Source organism: Pseudomonas sp. ADAK2 TE3594, assembly GCF_053628675.1.
Window position 1 is genome coordinate 6,265,515 of the sequence record NZ_JBRJGV010000001.1, and the last position, 16,015, is coordinate 6,281,529.

At 58.8% G+C, this 16,015-nt stretch carries 13 protein-coding genes; 2 read left to right on the forward strand and 11 right to left on the reverse strand.

The genetic code is table 11. The features are described from left to right. Positions 1 to 72: 72 nt before the first annotated feature. The gene (locus AB7M22_RS28180; RefSeq protein ID WP_454188453.1) at positions 73 to 2,793 is read left to right on the forward strand and encodes an RHS repeat domain-containing protein; all 2,721 of its coding nucleotides are present in this window, start codon (positions 73 to 75) and stop codon (positions 2,791 to 2,793) included. Here AB7M22_RS28180 and AB7M22_RS28185 read toward each other — a convergent pair. From AB7M22_RS28185 to AB7M22_RS28235, 11 genes are all read right to left on the reverse strand, one after another. Further along, positions 2,790 to 3,434: a methionine ABC transporter permease gene (locus AB7M22_RS28185; RefSeq protein ID WP_019581723.1), complete on the reverse strand. Its 645-nt coding sequence runs from the start codon at positions 3,432 to 3,434 to the stop codon at positions 2,790 to 2,792. The genes AB7M22_RS28180 and AB7M22_RS28185 overlap by 4 nt on opposite strands. Next, complete coding sequence (locus tag AB7M22_RS28190) at positions 3,424 to 4,545, reverse strand: methionine ABC transporter ATP-binding protein (RefSeq protein ID WP_454188454.1); 1,122 nt, start codon at positions 4,543 to 4,545, stop codon at positions 3,424 to 3,426. The genes AB7M22_RS28185 and AB7M22_RS28190 overlap by 11 nt, the downstream gene beginning before the upstream one ends. Before the next feature lie 2 nt (positions 4,546 to 4,547). Continuing rightward, positions 4,548 to 5,357: a MetQ/NlpA family ABC transporter substrate-binding protein gene (locus tag AB7M22_RS28195; RefSeq protein WP_123498305.1), complete on the reverse strand. Its 810-nt coding sequence runs from the start codon at positions 5,355 to 5,357 to the stop codon at positions 4,548 to 4,550. Positions 5,358 to 5,487: 130 nt separating this feature from the next. Further along, entirely contained in the window at positions 5,488 to 6,846 is a 1,359-nt protein-coding gene (locus tag AB7M22_RS28200) for an LLM class flavin-dependent oxidoreductase (RefSeq protein ID WP_454188455.1), read from the reverse strand. Continuing rightward, entirely contained in the window at positions 6,846 to 8,039 is a 1,194-nt protein-coding gene (locus AB7M22_RS28205; protein WP_454188456.1) for an SfnB family sulfur acquisition oxidoreductase, read from the reverse strand. Before AB7M22_RS28205 ends, AB7M22_RS28200 begins: the two co-directional genes overlap by 1 nt. A 38-nt stretch (positions 8,040 to 8,077) precedes the next feature. Then, positions 8,078 to 9,319, reverse strand: a complete 1,242-nt coding sequence (locus tag AB7M22_RS28210) for an SfnB family sulfur acquisition oxidoreductase (protein WP_454188457.1) — start codon at positions 9,317 to 9,319, stop codon at positions 8,078 to 8,080. Between the two features lie 411 nt (positions 9,320 to 9,730). Then, the gene (locus AB7M22_RS28215; protein ID WP_454188458.1) at positions 9,731 to 10,495 is read right to left on the reverse strand and encodes a hypothetical protein; all 765 of its coding nucleotides are present in this window, start codon (positions 10,493 to 10,495) and stop codon (positions 9,731 to 9,733) included. 505 nt (positions 10,496 to 11,000) lie between these two features. Then, positions 11,001 to 11,750 carry an L-cystine ABC transporter ATP-binding protein TcyN gene (tcyN, locus tag AB7M22_RS28220; RefSeq protein WP_454188459.1) on the reverse strand — a complete coding sequence of 250 codons (750 nt, stop codon included), beginning with the start codon at positions 11,748 to 11,750 and terminating at the stop codon, positions 11,001 to 11,003. Between the two features lie 4 nt (positions 11,751 to 11,754). After that, complete coding sequence (gene tcyL, locus AB7M22_RS28225) at positions 11,755 to 12,420, reverse strand: cystine ABC transporter permease (RefSeq protein WP_007903115.1); 666 nt, start codon at positions 12,418 to 12,420, stop codon at positions 11,755 to 11,757. Then, positions 12,420 to 13,214, reverse strand: a complete 795-nt coding sequence (tcyJ, locus tag AB7M22_RS28230; RefSeq protein ID WP_008005157.1) for a cystine ABC transporter substrate-binding protein — start codon at positions 13,212 to 13,214, stop codon at positions 12,420 to 12,422. The genes tcyL and tcyJ overlap by 1 nt, the downstream gene beginning before the upstream one ends. 299 nt (positions 13,215 to 13,513) lie before the next feature. Next, positions 13,514 to 14,506: a D-cysteine desulfhydrase gene (locus tag AB7M22_RS28235; RefSeq protein ID WP_454188460.1), complete on the reverse strand. Its 993-nt coding sequence runs from the start codon at positions 14,504 to 14,506 to the stop codon at positions 13,514 to 13,516. A gap of 190 nt (positions 14,507 to 14,696) precedes the next feature. On the opposite strand from AB7M22_RS28235, the gene epsC reads away from it, so the two are divergent. Then, positions 14,697 to 15,623 carry a serine O-acetyltransferase EpsC gene (gene epsC / locus AB7M22_RS28240; RefSeq protein ID WP_008005160.1) on the forward strand — a complete coding sequence of 309 codons (927 nt, stop codon included), beginning with the start codon at positions 14,697 to 14,699 and terminating at the stop codon, positions 15,621 to 15,623. Positions 15,624 to 16,015 lie beyond the last annotated feature (392 nt).

Consider the following 16,015-nt stretch of genomic DNA (forward strand, 5'->3'; position numbering starts at 1 on the left):
TACTTTTTACAGTATCGATCCGGCGAAAAAAGGCTCAGTCTTGCCTCGACCATCGCGAAGGACCGTCATGCCGTGAATGTTCGCCACGACACTGCCACACCGACCTTGTCGGTTATGGATCCGCGTTCGCTGGCGATCCGCAGCGTGGGCTACTGCCGACAACCGGACAAGCCAGTCATCGAGTCGCGCATCACTCGGCAGATTTACGATGCAGCAGGGCGGATGATTGAATCATGGGACCCACGATTGTGGGGAATGGCGCCAAGGCCGAACCTGGCCACGATCCACGGCTTGAGTGGTCAGCCGTTGCTGACGGAGAGCGTCGATGCCGGTTGGCAATTGAGCTTGCTGGATCAAACCGGCTCGCTGCGTTCGTTCTGGGATGGCAGAGGCAGTCAGTACCACACCGACTATGACGATCAACAACGCCCAATCATGGTCACGGAACAGGCGGCAGGAGAATTGTCCCGCGTGGTGGAACGGTTGACCTACGGCGGTTCCACCCCGGCATTCGCCGAACACAACCAGTGCGGGCGACTGATCCGCCATGATGACCCGGCCGGTACGCAAGTCGTCAGCGACTATGGGCTGGCCGGAGCGGTATTGAACGAAGCCAGGCGATTTCTCGTTGCGCTTGAAACGCCGGACTGGCCAATCGAAATCGACGCCAGAGACGCCTTGCTGGAAGAGCAGTCGTTCATTACCCGCCACGCCTTCAACCCCGCCGGTGAGCTTCAGCGTCAGACCGATGCCATGGGCAACGTCCGGAGTTTCGGTTACGACGTGGCAGGCAAGCTGCGTGAGGCCTGTCTCCAATCGGCCGGGGATGGCCAACAACCGCAACGGCTGATCAGCGACATCCAGTACAACGCCCATGACCAGATCGAAAGCGAAACCGCCGGCAATGGGGTGGTGAGCCGTGCCGACTACAGTGCCGATGACGGTAGATTGATCAGGCTGATGGCAGCGGTCGGCAGTCAAAAACCATTGCAGGACCTGAACTATCGCTACGATTCGGTGGGCAATATCGTCGAGCTGGAAGACCAGACCCAGGCCGTGAGTTTCTTCAATAACCAGCGCATCTACCCGATCAACCGCTACCGCTATGACAGCCTGTATCAACTGGTCGAAGCCATGGGCTGGGAAGTCAGCACACCCAGCCATGGCCCTGCGTTGCCGGCATTGCTCCCCACACCACTGGACCCTACTCAGCGACGCAACTACACCCAGCGCTTCGATTACGACCCGGCGGGCAATCTGATCACCCGCCACCACAGCGACGCGCCCGGGTTTTCAATGTTTACCTCTGCCAGCAGTAACCGAAGCCTGGCTCAACGGGCCGATGGTTCATTACCAGGTGAGCCTGAAACCGCTTCGGGCTTCGATGCGTGCGGCAATCAATTGGAACTGCAACGCGGGCAAGCCGTGCTCTGGGACATTCGCAATCAGTTGAGCCGCGTCACATTGGTCAAGCGTGACGGCGAGCCCGACGACTACGAGTGTTATGCCTACGACCGCCCCGGTCATCGGCTGCGCAAGGTGCATGTCAGCCAGACCCATCGTCGAACCCTGCGCACCGAAGTGCGCTACCTCCCCGGTCTGGAAATCCACCGACAGGCTGATGGCGAGGAACACCATGTCATCAGCCTCGAAGCCGGGCGCGACAGCGTTCGGGCGTTGCACTGGCCCGCAGCTGCTTATCACGATCAACTGCGCTACGGCTTCGGCGACCACCTCGGGTCCAGCGCGTTGGAACTGGATGATGCGGCCGGTGTGCTGACGCAGGAGCACTATTACCCGTTTGGCGGCACGGCGTGTTGGGCGGGGGAAAGTGCGTTGGTCACGAAGTACAAGACGGTTCGGTACTCGGGGAAAGAGCGGGATGCGACAGGGCTTTATTTTTATGGGTATCGGTATTACGCACCGTGGCTGCAGCGTTGGATTAATCCAGACCCGTTGAAGGTATTCGACGGTTTAAATGTCTACGCTTTCGTAAATTCAAACCCGGTCACCTATGTTGACAAGGATGGACTGTTAGGTGAACACATAGCCGCCTTGCATCTGGATATAAATATAGATCAGATTCTTCGAGCCGATGAGTATTCGGGATATCCAGATTTGAATTCATTTAATCAGAATACTAGTGTCAACACAGAAACACTGGATGCCAGGCAGGGAGTGCTTTGGGGTGATCAGGAGCAGGACTTAGGCCGTGCTTGGGGCTTTTATGCGCCCACTTCGACAAGGTCCTACTATGATCCAGGAATTTATGAGCGATTTACTAAGTTACGGCTTCAAGCCGGTACCGGTCCCATAATCGTTACTACGATGTTTGAACACGTTCAGGATCCTATGAATCCCTATAAAATCACCTCTAAGCACTGGAATGGTGTAGACGAGTTTTCGAATGTTTTCTTACCTGAAGCATGGAAGCTTCAGTCTAACTTTAAGGTAAGTAAGACCAAGGACTATTTCGCGAGTCAAGTAGTCAGTCATCAGTATGAACTGGTCTCCAGAAAGATGGGGTTTTATGGGGTTTTACCTTCGGTTGTAGAGAGTCAGTTCGTGATGAATAAGCAAACATTAGAAGCGACGGCGGAACTCCAAACGTTATCGCCGGAGATGTCGTATGTGTTTCTCAATATGACCCCCATAGGTAAAGGCACACAAATAGCTTTGAAGGAGTTTGGAATGGAAGCTCAATGGGTCCACCGTCAAGCAGACCCCATTTTTCATCCAACTGTTGCTCACTTTGCTGTCGGTGTTTCCCCTCGGAGGGAGGTAGCGGCTTAACGCTTATTCAACCCCCGAGCCAACCGATCCCCACCCAACTGAATCACCGCCACCAACACCACCAGCAGCACAATCACCGTCAGCATGATCTGGCTATCAAACCGCTGATACCCATACCGATAAGCGATGTCCCCCAACCCACCGGCCCCAATCGCCCCGGCCATGGCCGAGGAGTTGATCATGGTCACCAACGTAATCGTGAATCCACCGACAATCCCCGGCAGTGCTTCAGGCAACAACACATGCCAGACGATATGCCAGCGTCGGCAGCCCATCGCCTGCGCCGCTTCAATCAACCCATGGTCGACCTCGCGCAAACTGACCTCGGCAATGCGCGCAAAGAACGGCGTGGCCGCAATGGTCAGTGGCACCACGGCTGCCCAAACACCGTACGTGGTACCGACAATCAGCCGGGTAAACGGAATCAGCGCCACCATCAAAATCAAAAACGGAATCGAGCGGAACAGGTTCACGAACGCGCCCAACGCGCGATTCAGCGCCGGTGCTTCGTAGATCCCGCCTTTGGTGCTGGTGACCAGAATCACCGCCAACGGAATGCCCGCCAGCAGCGCAATCAATGACGACACGCCGACCATCAAAAACGTGTCGATAAAACCCTGAAGCAACCGATCAAACCACATAACCCAGCACCTCCACCTGTTGCGCCCAGTTGCCGGCGCGCTGACGCAATTCCTCGGCGCCCAGGGACGAGCCGGTCACCGCCAGCAGCAATTGCCCGAGCGCATGCCCCTGAATCCGTTCCACGCCCCCTTGCATCAAGCGCACGCGGCCACCGAGGGCGCTGAACAGCGCCGCCAGGTCTGGTTCGTCACTCGCACTACCGGTGAATTGCAAACGCAACACCACGGCGGCGTCCGAAGACTGCGGCTGCGCTCGCAAGCGGCTTTGCAGTTCTTCCGGTAGCCCGTGTTGCAATGGCGCCAGCAAGGTCTTGCTGACCTCATGTTGCGGGTTGCCAAAGACTTCCCAGACCGGCCCTTGTTCGACGATTCGCCCGTGTTCCAGCACCACGACCCGATCACAGATATCGCGGATCACCGCCATCTCGTGGGTGATCAGCACGATGGTCAAACCCAGCCGTTGATTGATCTCGCGCAGCAGGCCGAGGATCGATTGCGTGGTCTCTGGATCGAGGGCCGAAGTCGCCTCGTCGCACAGCAGAATTTCCGGGTCATGCACCAGCGCGCGGGCGATGCCGACGCGCTGTTTCTGCCCGCCGGACAGCTGCGCCGGGTAGGCTTTGTGTTTCTCTTGCAGGCCCACCAGTTCCAGCAGTTCGCGAACTTTCTGCTCGCGCTGCTCCTTGGGCACGCCGGCGACTTTCAGCGGCAATTCGACGTTCTGCCAAACCGTCTTGGCCGACATCAGATTGAAGTGCTGAAAGATCATGCCGATCCGCCGCCGCAGCGCCACCAAGCGGTCTTCATCGAACTCGCCGATGTCCACCTGATCGATCAGCACTCGCCCGCTGCTTGGCTGTTCGAGGCGATTGATGGTGCGGATCAGCGACGACTTGCCGGCGCCGCTGCGGCCGATGATGCCGAACACTTCACCGCGCTGGATCGCCAGATCGATGCCGCGCAAGGCCGCCACCGGACCTTGCTGACCGTTGTAGGTTTTGCCCAGACCGATGAAGCGCACGTGGGCTCGATTGAGGTCTGGGTGCAGTTCGGTTTGTGTGGCGTTATGTGGCTCTGGAAGTTCCAGTCGCCGTTGGATCGCGGCCGTCATACTCAGCTTTCCCAGCCAGCTTGATAGAGCTTGCCGTGGGCTTTATCCAGCGCTGCACGAACGGCTGGCGAATGCTGGTAGATATCGACGAACTTGATCAGCCGCGGGTCGGTTTTGCTTTTCGGCTGGATCACGAACTGGATCACGTATTCCTTGTGATCGAGGCCATCGAATAGCAGGGCGGAGCTGGCATCGAAGGTCTTCGACAGACGGATGTAGGCCGGGTAGCCCTGGACCAGATCGGCGTCGTCGTAGGCGCGCACCAGTTGCACGGCCTCGACCTGAAGGATTTTGATTTTCTTCGGGTTGGCGATGATGTCTTCTTCGGTGGCCTTGTAGCCGACACCCGGTTTGAGGGTGATCAGCCCGGCCTTGGCCAGCAGTTGCAGGCCGCGACCGCTGTTGATCGGGTCGTTGGCAATGGCCACGCTGGCGCCTTCGGGTAACTCGTCGAAGCTTTTGTATTTTTTCGAATAGAGGCCGACATTGTTGATGATCCCCGGGGCGAACGGCACCAGGTCAAAACCGGCGGCGGCCTTGGCGTTTTCCAGGAACGGGATGTGCTGGAAGTAGTTCACGTCGATGTCGCCCGAGGCGAGGCTGACGTTGGGGGCGATCCAGTCGCTGAACTCCACCAGTTCGACTTTCAGGCCTTGTTTGTTGGCTTCTTCTACTGCCGCTTCCAGGGGAATGGCGAAGGCGGCGGTAGTGCCGACCTTCAGCGGTGCGTCGGCGGCGAAGGTGACGGAACTGAAGAGGCCGAGGGCCAGGGCCAGTGCTTTGACTGGGTGGGAGAGGTAGGTCTTTTTCATGATGGGGTTTCCAGTCAGTGCATGAATTTTTGGTGTTTGGGCGGGCCTCTTCGCGGGCAAGCCTCGCTCCTACAGGGGGGTTGTGAGCACCGCAGATCCCCTGTAGGAGCGAGGCTTGCCCGCGAAGCTTTTAGCGCCGGAACGCGGAGCCCGTATGTTGCTCAGGTAAATGCGCCCCTTCGTGAAACAGCTTTTCCCGCAGGCTGCCGTTGTCGTAAGCAGTCTTGTACGACCCTCTGCGCTGCAACTCCGGGATCACCAGTTCAATGAAGTCCACATAGCTTTCCGGGGTGACGATCCTTGTCAGGTTGAAGCCGTCCAGGCCGGTTTCGGCGATCCACGATTCCAGCTCATCCGCCACCTGCTGCGGCGAGCCGACCACGGTGATGTAGCGGCCACCGAGGGCGTGTTGTTCCAGCAATTTGCGGCGGGTCCAATCGTTGTTTTGCAGGTTCTTGGTGGCGGACTGGATGGCGTTGCTCTTCACGTACTGGATCGGTTCGTCGAGTTCGTACTCGGAAAAATCGATCCCGGTGGACGCCGAGAAATGCGCCACGCCGGCCTCGGCACTGGCGTAGCTCAGGTACTCGGCATGCTTGGCCCAGGCCAGCTCTTCTGTCTCACCGACAATCACGTTCAAGCCCATGAACACCTTGATGTCCCAGGGATTGCGCCCGGCCTCGACGGCGCTGGCGCGCACCTTGTCCACTTGAACTCGGGTCGCCGGTTTGTTCTGACCGCTGATGAACACGCACTCGGCGTGGCGCCCGGCGAACAACAAACCGCGATCGGAACTGCCGGCCTGGAACAACACCGGCGTGCGTTGCGGCGACGGTTCGCAGAGGTGATAGCCCTCGACCTGATAGAACTCGCCCTTGTGCTCGACCTTGTGCACTTTGTCTGGCTGGGCGTAGATCCGTTGCTCACGGTCGTTGAGCACCGCGCCGTTTTCCCAGCTGCCTTCCCAGAGTTTGTAGAGCACTTGCAGGTACTCGTCGGCCTGGTCGTAGCGGCGGTCGTGTTCCACCTGTTCGCTCAGGCCCATGGCCTTGGCGGCGCTGTCCAGATAGCCGGTGACGATGTTCCAGCCGACCCGCCCACGGCTCAAATGATCAAGCGTCGACATGCGCCGGGCGAACAGATACGGCGGCTCGTAGGTCAGGTTGGCGGTCAGGCCGAAGCCGAGGTTTCTGGTGACCGCGGCCATGGCCGAGACCAGCAGCAACGGGTCATTGACCGGTAACTGGATCGACTCTTTGAGCGGCACGTCCACCGAGTTTTGATAGACGTCGTACACGCCGACGATGTCGGCGATGAACAAACCGTCGAACAGTCCGCGTTCCAGCAACTGAGCCAGTTCAGTCCAGTATTCGATGGTTTTGTATTGGGTCGACGTGTCCCGTGGATGGGTCCACAGGCCATGGTTGATGTGCCCGATGCAGTTCATGTTGAACGCGTTGAGCAGGATTTTCTTTTTGGCGTCGGCCATCAGATGGTCCCCCGCAATGGCGGGTTTTCATCGTTGAGGTAGTAATTGCCCACCGCGTGATACTTCCAGCGCACCGGGTCGTGCAGGGTGTGCACCCGGGCGTTGCGCCAGTGGCGATCCAGGCCGTGTTCGACCAGCGTCGCCTGGCTGCCGGCCAGTTCGAACAGCGTGCTGCCGGCGGCGAGGGAGATTTCGGTGCTGATGGCGCGGGCTTCGGCAACCGCAATCGACGCGGCGGCGACGGTCTCGGCATTGGTGTCGGCCTGGGCCTGGTCGAGGAATTCGCCGGAACGTTCCAGCAAGGCCTCGGTGGCGTGCAGACGAATACTCAAGTGGCCGAAGCTCTTGATGGTCAGCGGGTCTTCGGTGGCTTTTTCATGAGTGGCGTCGATCCACGGCCGGGTCTTGGTGCGCACAAAATGCAGTGCATCTTCGTAAGCGGCGCGGGCGATGCCAGTGTCGATGGCGGCGTGGAGAATCTGCGCCAGCGGGCCCACGGTGGTCGGGCGCTCGAAAGCGCTTTGAAACGGGATCACATCCTCGGCGGCGACGTAGACATCCTCGAACACCACCGAACCGCTGCCGGTGGTGCGCTGGCCGAAACCGCTCCAGTCGTCGATCACCGTCAGGCCTTTGCTGTTGCGCGGGACGAACGCCAGTTGCTGCACACCGTTTTCGTCCACCACCGACGTGGGGATGCGCTGGGCGTAAATGGCGCCGGTGGCGTAGAACTTGCGACCGTTGATGCGGTAGCCGTTGCCATCGCGAGTCAGGCTGGTGACGCGATCATGGGCGGTTTTTGTGCCCAGTTCCGCGAGTGCATTGCCGAAGCGCTGGCCGGCCAACACTTCGGCGTACAGGCGTTTTTTCTGCTCGTCGGTGCCGTTCACGCGCAGCACTTCAAGGGCATAGAAATGGTTCTGCGGGATTTGTCCGAGGGAGCCGTCGGCCTCGGCGATCAATGCGATGACCTTGGCCAGGGTGACGTTGGAAACCCCGGCGCCGCCGTATTCTTTTGGCACGCTGATGCCCCAAAGACCCGAACGGGAAAACACTTCCAGTTCCGGGTATGGCAAACGACGTTCGCGGTCGCGCAGAGCGCTGTCGCGTTTGAAATCGTCGGCCAGGTCACTGGCGACGATCAGGGCTTGCTCATCGCTGGTGATGACCGCGACGTGGTGAGAAAGAGTCATGTGTTTCTCCAGAGATCTGGTCAAAAAGGTTCTGGTCGTCAGATCCAGGAATGCCGCGCAGGCAAGGTTCCATTGAGGTGGTAAGCGCCAACCGCGTGATACTTCCAGCGCACCGGGTCGTGCAGCGTGTGCACCCGGGCATTGCGCCAGTGGCGGTCGAGGTTGAATTCGGCGAGGGTGGCGCGGCTGCCGGCCAGTTCGAAGAGCTTTTCGCTGGCCAGCAGCGAGATCTCGGTGGTCAGCACTTTGGCTTCCGCCACGGCAATCGAGGCGCGTGCAGCGGACTCGGCGGTGAGCGGCGCGGCGTTGACCTGGTCGAGTACTTGGCCTGCCTTGCGCAGCAGTGCTTCGGCGGCGTGCAATTCGATTTTCAGCTTGCCGATGTCGGCGATCACGTAGAGGTCGTCGCTGGCCCGTTCGACCTTGGCGTCGATCCACGGCCGTGCGCGTTTTTGCACGAATTCTATGGCGTCATCGATGGCGCCCCGGGCGATGCCGGCGTCGATGGCTGCTTGAATCAGCTGCGACACGGCGCCTTGGGTATTCGGGCTGTCGTTGATTTTCCAGTTATCCACCACCAGCTCGGCGTCGACCCGCACGTTGTTGAGCAAAATGGTGCCGCTGGCGGTGGTGCGCTGGCCGAAACCCGACCAGTCATCAACGATGCGCAACCCCGGGGTACCACGACGGACGAAGGCCAGCACTTGCTTGCCGTTGTCGTTCAGCGCTTTGACGGCCACCCAGTGGGCGAACAATGCGCCGGTGGAATAGAACTTCTGCCCGTTGATGACGAAGCCATCGCCATCGGCGGTGATCCGCGCCTTGAGCTCCAGGGTATTTTTGGTCCCGCGTTCTGGTCCCGCGTTACCGATTCGCCAGCCTTCGAGCACACTTTTGAACAGCTGCTTTTTCTGCGACTCGGTGGCGGCACCGAGTATCAGGTTGAGAATCCCGAACTGGTTCTGCGGGATCTGCCCCAGTGCCGGGTCGGCCGCGGAAATGATCGCGAACACCGAGGCCAGGGTGACGAATGAAACCTGCGGGCCGCCGTACTCACGCGGAATGGAAATGCTGCCCAGGCCGCTGCGGGTGAACTGTTCGATTTCCGACCACGGCAACTTGCGTTGCTGGTCACGTTTGGCTGCTTGCAGGCGGGCGACTTGCGCCAGCTCGTGGGCCGCCTTGATGGCTTGTGCATCGTTGCGCAAGACCTGCGCGGGCAACAACAATGGGGCGATGTCCAGATCACTCTGGACGATTGCATCTGCCAGACTGGACATCAGTGCCGCTCCTTGGCTGCACGCAATGCCCTGGCGATTTGCACTGGGGTGATTGTGTTCCGGACCATACCTACCTCACATCTCATGAAAACGCCGCATGGGTTGCGGCGAACGAAAAACACGAATGTCCGGTGGTCCGGTTTATATACCCTAAACGTGTATAAATAATTAATGAACTAACTTTTAGGAATATGCATAGAAGGTCTGTTCTGAACCCCGTGGCGAGGGGGCTTGTCGGAACGCCGCATCGCCCCGTTCGGCTGCGAAGCAGTCGTAAATCCGGTCTATGCGGTTTGCCTGACACAACGTCGGGCGTTCAAGTTTCGGGGGCCGCTTCGCGACCCAACGGGGGCAAGCCCCCTCGCCACAAAGGCCCCCTCCCCACAGAGGTCGGTGTTTACAGCAGGGGCTTCACTTCTTCCGGGATTCAGCGGCCATGAGCGCTTCTTTCTGCGGCACTTTCAGGTAGGGATTGGCACAGCCGATCTTCAGTGTGCGTGCCGGTGCCCAGCGCGAGTTGTTGCCCACCCGGTCGAGGATGCAGTAGGTCACTTCCAGTCGAAGGTCTTCACCGGCTTCGACAATGATCGCCGGTGGCACCCAGACGTGAATTGGCTGACCCACATCGCAAGCCTTGAGCTTTGGCAGGTCCATGCGCACATCGCCCCAGCGCAGGGTGATTTCGTCGTCGACAGCCATGTTCAGGTACGGTTCGATGGTCAACGGGACGCCGCGTTTTATCTGGTTCGGATTGACCCCCTGACGGCGAATGGTCTCGGGGATAAACACGGGCGCCAGGCTCTGGTTTTCCTCATCGTAAAGAGGCGAGGGCAGGCCGCCCGGGCAATCGAGTTTGATCTGGACGCGCGCCGCCGGTGATACCGCTGGCCCTTGTCCGACCTGCATGACCTTGTAATGGACGCGGGCAGAACCATTGGCAATGAAGCTTTCCGGCACCCGCAGGCTCACGGCTTTGCTGTCATGGTCGGACCCCAACACGCTGGAGGCGACATAGCAGTTGTCCCAAAACAGCTCGATCAGATCGCCTTCGTCCATGCCGGGGTAAGGTGGCACGTCGATCATAAGGTGCGCGGCCGAGGTGATGTTGATACCGGCCTTGTGGCTTTGCGCCAGGGTCGGGGCTGCAAGTTCAGGTTTGTTTGAAGTGCTTGTCATGGGTTTCTCTCCTTGAAGCTTTGCCGCGAAGTCCATTTCTGAAAGATCGAAAGGCGTGAATTACCAAGCAACAAAACGATTCGTTATTTGCGCGCTTAAACAATAATTGAAGGTGATGGTTGTTGCCTGTTGGCGCCTAGATAAGAGTGCGCTCGAATAAGTGTCAATAGCGTTGGTTGGTTAAAGGTTAGTTCTTGCGTGATTCAGAAAGCTCCTACGCGGAGTGGTTAATAATCCGCATCGCTCTGTCGAACATAGTCCGGTATTTGGCGGTTTTTATGCCTCCCAGGCAGCAACCCTTTGAGCGTGGACAGCGAGGTGTTTTATAGATTTTAGGCGATATGAATCTGTTGCAGGACATATATATGTACCGCATGGGATGGCGGGAAGTTATTTAGGATGGGGGCGACTCATGTGAGTCGTTGAAAGCTGCTATACGCTTTTATAAAGCGGAGCTAATGTCACTTCCATCCATGGAAGTTGACAGTTTTCGAGTGGGGTAGCACTAAGCGTTATTAAGAAACTTACTGAGAAACTGCTTCGTCCTTTCCTCTTTCGGATTGGCAAACAGTGCCTTGGCTTCGCCTTGTTCGACGATCACACCTTTGTCGAAAAACACCACGCGGTTGGCCACGTCTCGGGCAAAGCCCATTTCGTGGGTAACGATCACCATGGTGCGTTTCTCCTCGGCCAGGCCGCGGATGGTCGCCAACACTTCACCCACCAGTTCCGGGTCCAGCGCTGAAGTCGGTTCATCGAACAGGATCACTTCCGGTTCCATCGCCAGCGCCCGGGCAATCGCCACACGCTGTTGCTGACCGCCGGAGAGGCGTCGCGGGTAAGCGTCTTCCTTGCCCGCCAGGCCGACCTTGGCCAACAGCTTTTTACCCAGGGCAACGGCTTCGGCATGCGGGATCTTTTTCACCACCAACGGGCCTTCGATGACGTTTTCCAGGGCCGTGCGATGGGGGAACAGGTTGAAGTTCTGGAACACAAAACCCACGTGCTGGCGCAAGCGCCGTACCAGGCTCTGCTGCTGGTTCAGGGGACGGCTGCCATCGATCTCGATGTCGCCGACCTTGATCCGGCCGCTGGTGGGTTCTTCCAGAAAATTCAGGCAACGCAGGAAGGTGGTCTTGCCCGAGCCGCTGGGGCCGATGATCGCCACCACCTCGCCTTCCTTCACCTGCAGATCGATGCCGTTGAGCACCACCTGACCCTTGAACTGCTTTGTCAGTTTTTCCACGACAATCATTGGGTCAGGACTCCTGGTCGTGCCGATTGACCCGCGCTTCCAACTGGTTCTGCAGGTGCGACAGGACAGTCGCCAGAACCCAGTAGATCAACGCAGCGGCAAGATACATGGTGAAAATTTCGAAGGTGCGAGCGGTAATCAGCTGTGCCTGACGGAACAGCTCCGGCACCTGAATGGTGGCTGCCAGCGCCGTGTCCTTGACCAACGAGATGAAGCTGTTGCCCAAAGGTGGCAAGGCCGTGCGCGCCGCTTGCGGCAGGATGGCCCGGCGCAGGGTTTGCGCGCGGGTCATGCCGATACTGGCGGCGGCTTCCCACTGGCCGCGCTCGATGGAGCTGATGGCGGCACGCAGGATTTCGCAGGCGTAGGCGGCCATGTTCAGCGAGAAGCCGATCAGGGCAGCCGGCAGCGGATCAAGTTCGATACCCAATTGCGGCAAGCCGTAATAGATCACGAACAGTTGCACCAGCAACGGCGTGCCGCGAAAGAACGACACGTAGATGCGGGCGATCCAGCTCACCAGTTTGAAGCGCGACAGGCGCATCAATGCCAGGCCGAAGCCCATCAGCAGGCCGAAGAACATTCCGCCCAGGCTCAGGATGACCGTGTAGTACGCGCCCTTGAGCAGAAAGGGCGCGGAGTCCAGCGCAAGTTGGAAAGCTTCTCCCATTATTGAGTGACGTCAGCGCTGAAGTATTTTTCCGACAGCTTTTTCAGCGTACCGTCGGCACGCAGCTTGTCGATGGCTTTGTTCACTGCGGCCAGCAGTTCAGGCTCGCCTTTGCGCAGGGCAATACCGGCTTCCTGGCGGGAGAACGCTTCGCCGGCGGCGGCAGTGTCCTTGGCCTTCCTGGCATATTCCAGCGCGGCCAGGCGGTCGATCAGAATGGCGTCGATGCGGCCGACGCGCAGATCCTGGAACTTGCTCGGATCATCTTCGTAGGTGCGGACGTCAGCCTTGGGCACATTCTCTTTCACCCACTGCTCGTAGTTGGTGCCCAGGCCTACGCCGACTTTCTTGCCGGCCAGATCGGCGGCGGTCTTGATGGTGTCTTTGTTTTTGGTCAGGGTCAGCGCCTGAATCCCGGAAACGGTGTAAGGCGTGGAGAAGTCGTACTTCTTCTTGCGCTCTTCGGTGATGGTCACCTGGTTGATCACCGCGTCCAGACGCTTGGATTCCAGGGCGGCGAGGATGCCTTCCCATTTGGTCGGCTGCAGTTTGACCTTCACGCCCAGCTCTTTGGCCAAGGCTTCGGAGAACTCGACTTCAAAGCCGCTCAGTTTGCCGGCCTCGTCGACGAAGCTGAACGGTGGATAAGTGCCTTCCAGACCGACGTTAATCACGCCTGCGTCCTTGATTTTTTGCAGTTGCTCACCGGCCACTGCCTGCCCGAGCAGGCCAGCGCTCAGCGCCAGGCCCAGTGAACCCACCAGCAGATTTCGACGTAATGCGGAAAAATTCATGACAAGCCCCTGTGTTTTCTTATGGAAGACGCTTAAGGAAAGTTGGCAAATTCGGGATTTGAACGACTGCGATATCCTGCCCTAAAGCAGCTTATGCGTCTTGCTGCAAATTCGCCTGCGGCGCGACTATATGATGTTGCCTTTAGATAGGAAAATACTAAATATAAAGTTTGTTATTCTTTTTTTGGCTAAGTGATCGTTCCCACGCTCCTGCGTGGGAATGCCTCTAGGGACGCTCCGCGTCCAGTGACGCGGAGCGTCACGGGCTGCATTCCCACGCAGAGCGTGGGAACGATCATTTACAGAAAGTCTTTGTAGGCAAACAACGCCGGCGCCCCACCGGTGTGCAGGAAGATGATCGGGCCGTCATTGAAGCGCTGGCGCCCAATGCCGTCGAGCAAACCGGCCATGGCTTTGCCGGTGTACACCGGATCCAGCAACAACCCTTCCTGACTCGCCAGCAGCTTCAGCGCTGACAATGTCCCGGCATTCGGCTCGCCATAACGCGGGCCGAAATACTCGTCCCACAGTTCGATTTTGAAATTCGCCGGCAGGCTCACGCCCAGCAGTTCGGCCGTACGCTCTGCGAGGCCCTGGACTTTCGGTCGTTGCGCTTCATCGCTACGGGAAACAGTCACGCCGATCACTGGCAAATCCGGCAGTACTTCACTCAATGCCAGCGCCAGGCCGCTGTGGGTGCCGGCACTGCCGGACGCCAGCACCACCGCGGCGAATTGCAGCCCGGTGTCCTTGATCTGTTCGGCCAGTTCCAGGCCTGCACGGACATAACCCAGCGCGCCCAATGCATTGGAGCCACCAATCGGCACCAGATACGGCTTCTTACCATTGCTGCGCAGACGCCCGGCCAGCGCTTCCAATTGCTCGTCGGCGTTGTCGAGGTTTTCCACCAGTTCGACCTTGGCATCGAACAGGTCCAGCAACAGCCGATTACCGTTGCCGACATAGTTGCTGTCGTCGGTGCCCAGCGGATTTTCCAGCAGCGCTACGCAGCCCAAGCCAAGCTTGGCCGCAATGGCAGCCGTCTGGCGCACATGGTTGGACTGGATCGCGCCAGCGGTGATCAACGTATCAGCGCCCTGGGCCAAGGCATCGGCGGCCAGGTATTCGAGTTTGCGCAGCTTATTGCCGCCCAGTGCCAATGGCGTCAGATCATCGCGTTTGACGTAGACATCGCGGCCCAGCCAAGTTGACAGGCGTTCGAGTTTTTCCAGCGGAGTAGGATGACCGAGCAGGTCGAGGCGGTTAAAGCGGGCAAGCTGTTGTTTGATCATGGGTCCGTACTGGCGGAGGAAGATGTCAGGACTATAGGCACGGGTATTTAGTGGGGCAACTGCCAATCGCTTATAGCCAAAAGTATTGACCACAGCACTATTGGTTCTTAATTCGGCTGCAAGCCGTTGCCGTAAAGTAATCGCGGTTAACGCGGCCAGACAGTCCGGCCGCCCGTGAGGAGTTTTTACCGTGAGCGAGCGTTCCAGCCATTGGCAATTGCAGACCATCGTCAGCCAACTGCGTACGGCACGCGACCAGTGGCGCGCACAAAACGGCCGCGCCAGCGGTGAGCAGGGCGGTCGCGAGTTGCCGTCCCGAGCGGCCATGGCGGACATTCTCGAGGCCTTGTGCGGCGCGTTGTTCCCGATGCGATTGGGTCCAGTGGATTTGCGCGAGGAGAGTGAGGACTTCTACGTCGGCCACACACTCGACGTCGCACTGAACGCGTTGCTGGCGCAGGCGCGGCTCGAACTGCGTTACGCCGCGCGCCACAGTGCCCAGGCCGACACTGAAGTCGAGGCCAAAACTATCCAGATCATTCAGGATTTCGCCCTTGCTTTGCCGGGGCTGCGCACTCTGCTGGACACCGACGTACTGGCGGCCTATCACGGCGACCCGGCGGCTCGCAGTGTCGATGAAGTGTTGCTCTGCTATCCGGGAATTCTGGCGGTGATTCACCATCGTCTGGCCCATCATTTGTATCGCGCCGGCTTGCCGCTGCTGGCGCGGATCAGCGCGGAAATCGCCCACTCGGCCACCGGCATCGACATCCATCCGGGGGCGCAGATCGGGCGCAGTTTCTTCATCGATCACGGGACGGGTGTGGTGATCGGCGAGACCGCGATCATTGGTGAGCGCGTGCGGATTTATCAGGCGGTGACCCTGGGCGCCAAGCGCTTCCCGGCGGACGAAGACGGCCAGTTGCAGAAGGGTCATCCGCGGCATCCGATCGTCGAGGACGATGTGGTGATCTATGCCGGTGCGACGATTCTGGGACGGATCACCATCGGCAAAGGCTCGACCATCGGCGGCAACGTCTGGCTGACCCGTAGCGTGCCGGCGGGGTGCAACCTGACCCAGGCGAATCTGCAGCATGATGATGGGACGCAGAAGTAGGGGCCAAAATCTCCAGATGTCTTACTGACGCCATCGCGGGCAAGCCACGCTCCCACAGGTTTTGTGTCGAACGCTAATTCCGTGAACGACACGAAACCGGTGGGAGCGGGCTTGCCCGCGATGATTTCAGGCCAGGCGGAAATAATGGCATTTAGCCAATTTTCCGCTGAACGAATCCCACAAACCCCGCGTCATACCCTTCCCTGAGCTAGCGTACGAAAAGTACCGCCGAGCCCTGCGATTAGTCCTTAGCCCCCTATCCATGTTTAACTTGAACGCTCATTCAAGTTAAACCGCCGGTTTGCTGCCCGCTCACAACAGGAGGCTTGCCTTTGCCGAGTCCGTTATTGATTGCCCTGTTTCACCCCCTTGAGGTGCACCTTTCATGAGTG

Bases quoted from the DNA above. Each gene is read 5' to 3' on its own strand.
- AB7M22_RS28185 (WP_019581723.1), bottom strand. From the start codon at position 3,434: ATGTGGTTTGATCGGTTGCTTCAGGGTTTTATCGACACGTTTTTGATG.
- AB7M22_RS28190 (WP_454188454.1), bottom strand. From the start codon at position 4,545: ATGACGGCCGCGATCCAACGGCGACTGGAACTTCCAGAGCCACATAAC.
- AB7M22_RS28195 (WP_123498305.1), bottom strand. From the start codon at position 5,357: ATGAAAAAGACCTACCTCTCCCACCCAGTCAAAGCACTGGCCCTGGCC.
- AB7M22_RS28200 (WP_454188455.1), bottom strand. From the start codon at position 6,846: ATGGCCGACGCCAAAAAGAAAATCCTGCTCAACGCGTTCAACATGAAC.
- AB7M22_RS28205 (WP_454188456.1), bottom strand. From the start codon at position 8,039: ATGACTCTTTCTCACCACGTCGCGGTCATCACCAGCGATGAGCAAGCC.
- AB7M22_RS28210 (WP_454188457.1), bottom strand. From the start codon at position 9,319: ATGTCCAGTCTGGCAGATGCAATCGTCCAGAGTGATCTGGACATCGCC.
- AB7M22_RS28215 (WP_454188458.1), bottom strand. From the start codon at position 10,495: ATGACAAGCACTTCAAACAAACCTGAACTTGCAGCCCCGACCCTGGCG.
- tcyN (WP_454188459.1), bottom strand. From the start codon at position 11,750: ATGATTGTCGTGGAAAAACTGACAAAGCAGTTCAAGGGTCAGGTGGTG.
- tcyL (WP_007903115.1), bottom strand. From the start codon at position 12,420: ATGGGAGAAGCTTTCCAACTTGCGCTGGACTCCGCGCCCTTTCTGCTC.
- tcyJ (WP_008005157.1), bottom strand. From the start codon at position 13,214: ATGAATTTTTCCGCATTACGTCGAAATCTGCTGGTGGGTTCACTGGGC.
- AB7M22_RS28235 (WP_454188460.1), bottom strand. From the start codon at position 14,506: ATGATCAAACAACAGCTTGCCCGCTTTAACCGCCTCGACCTGCTCGGT.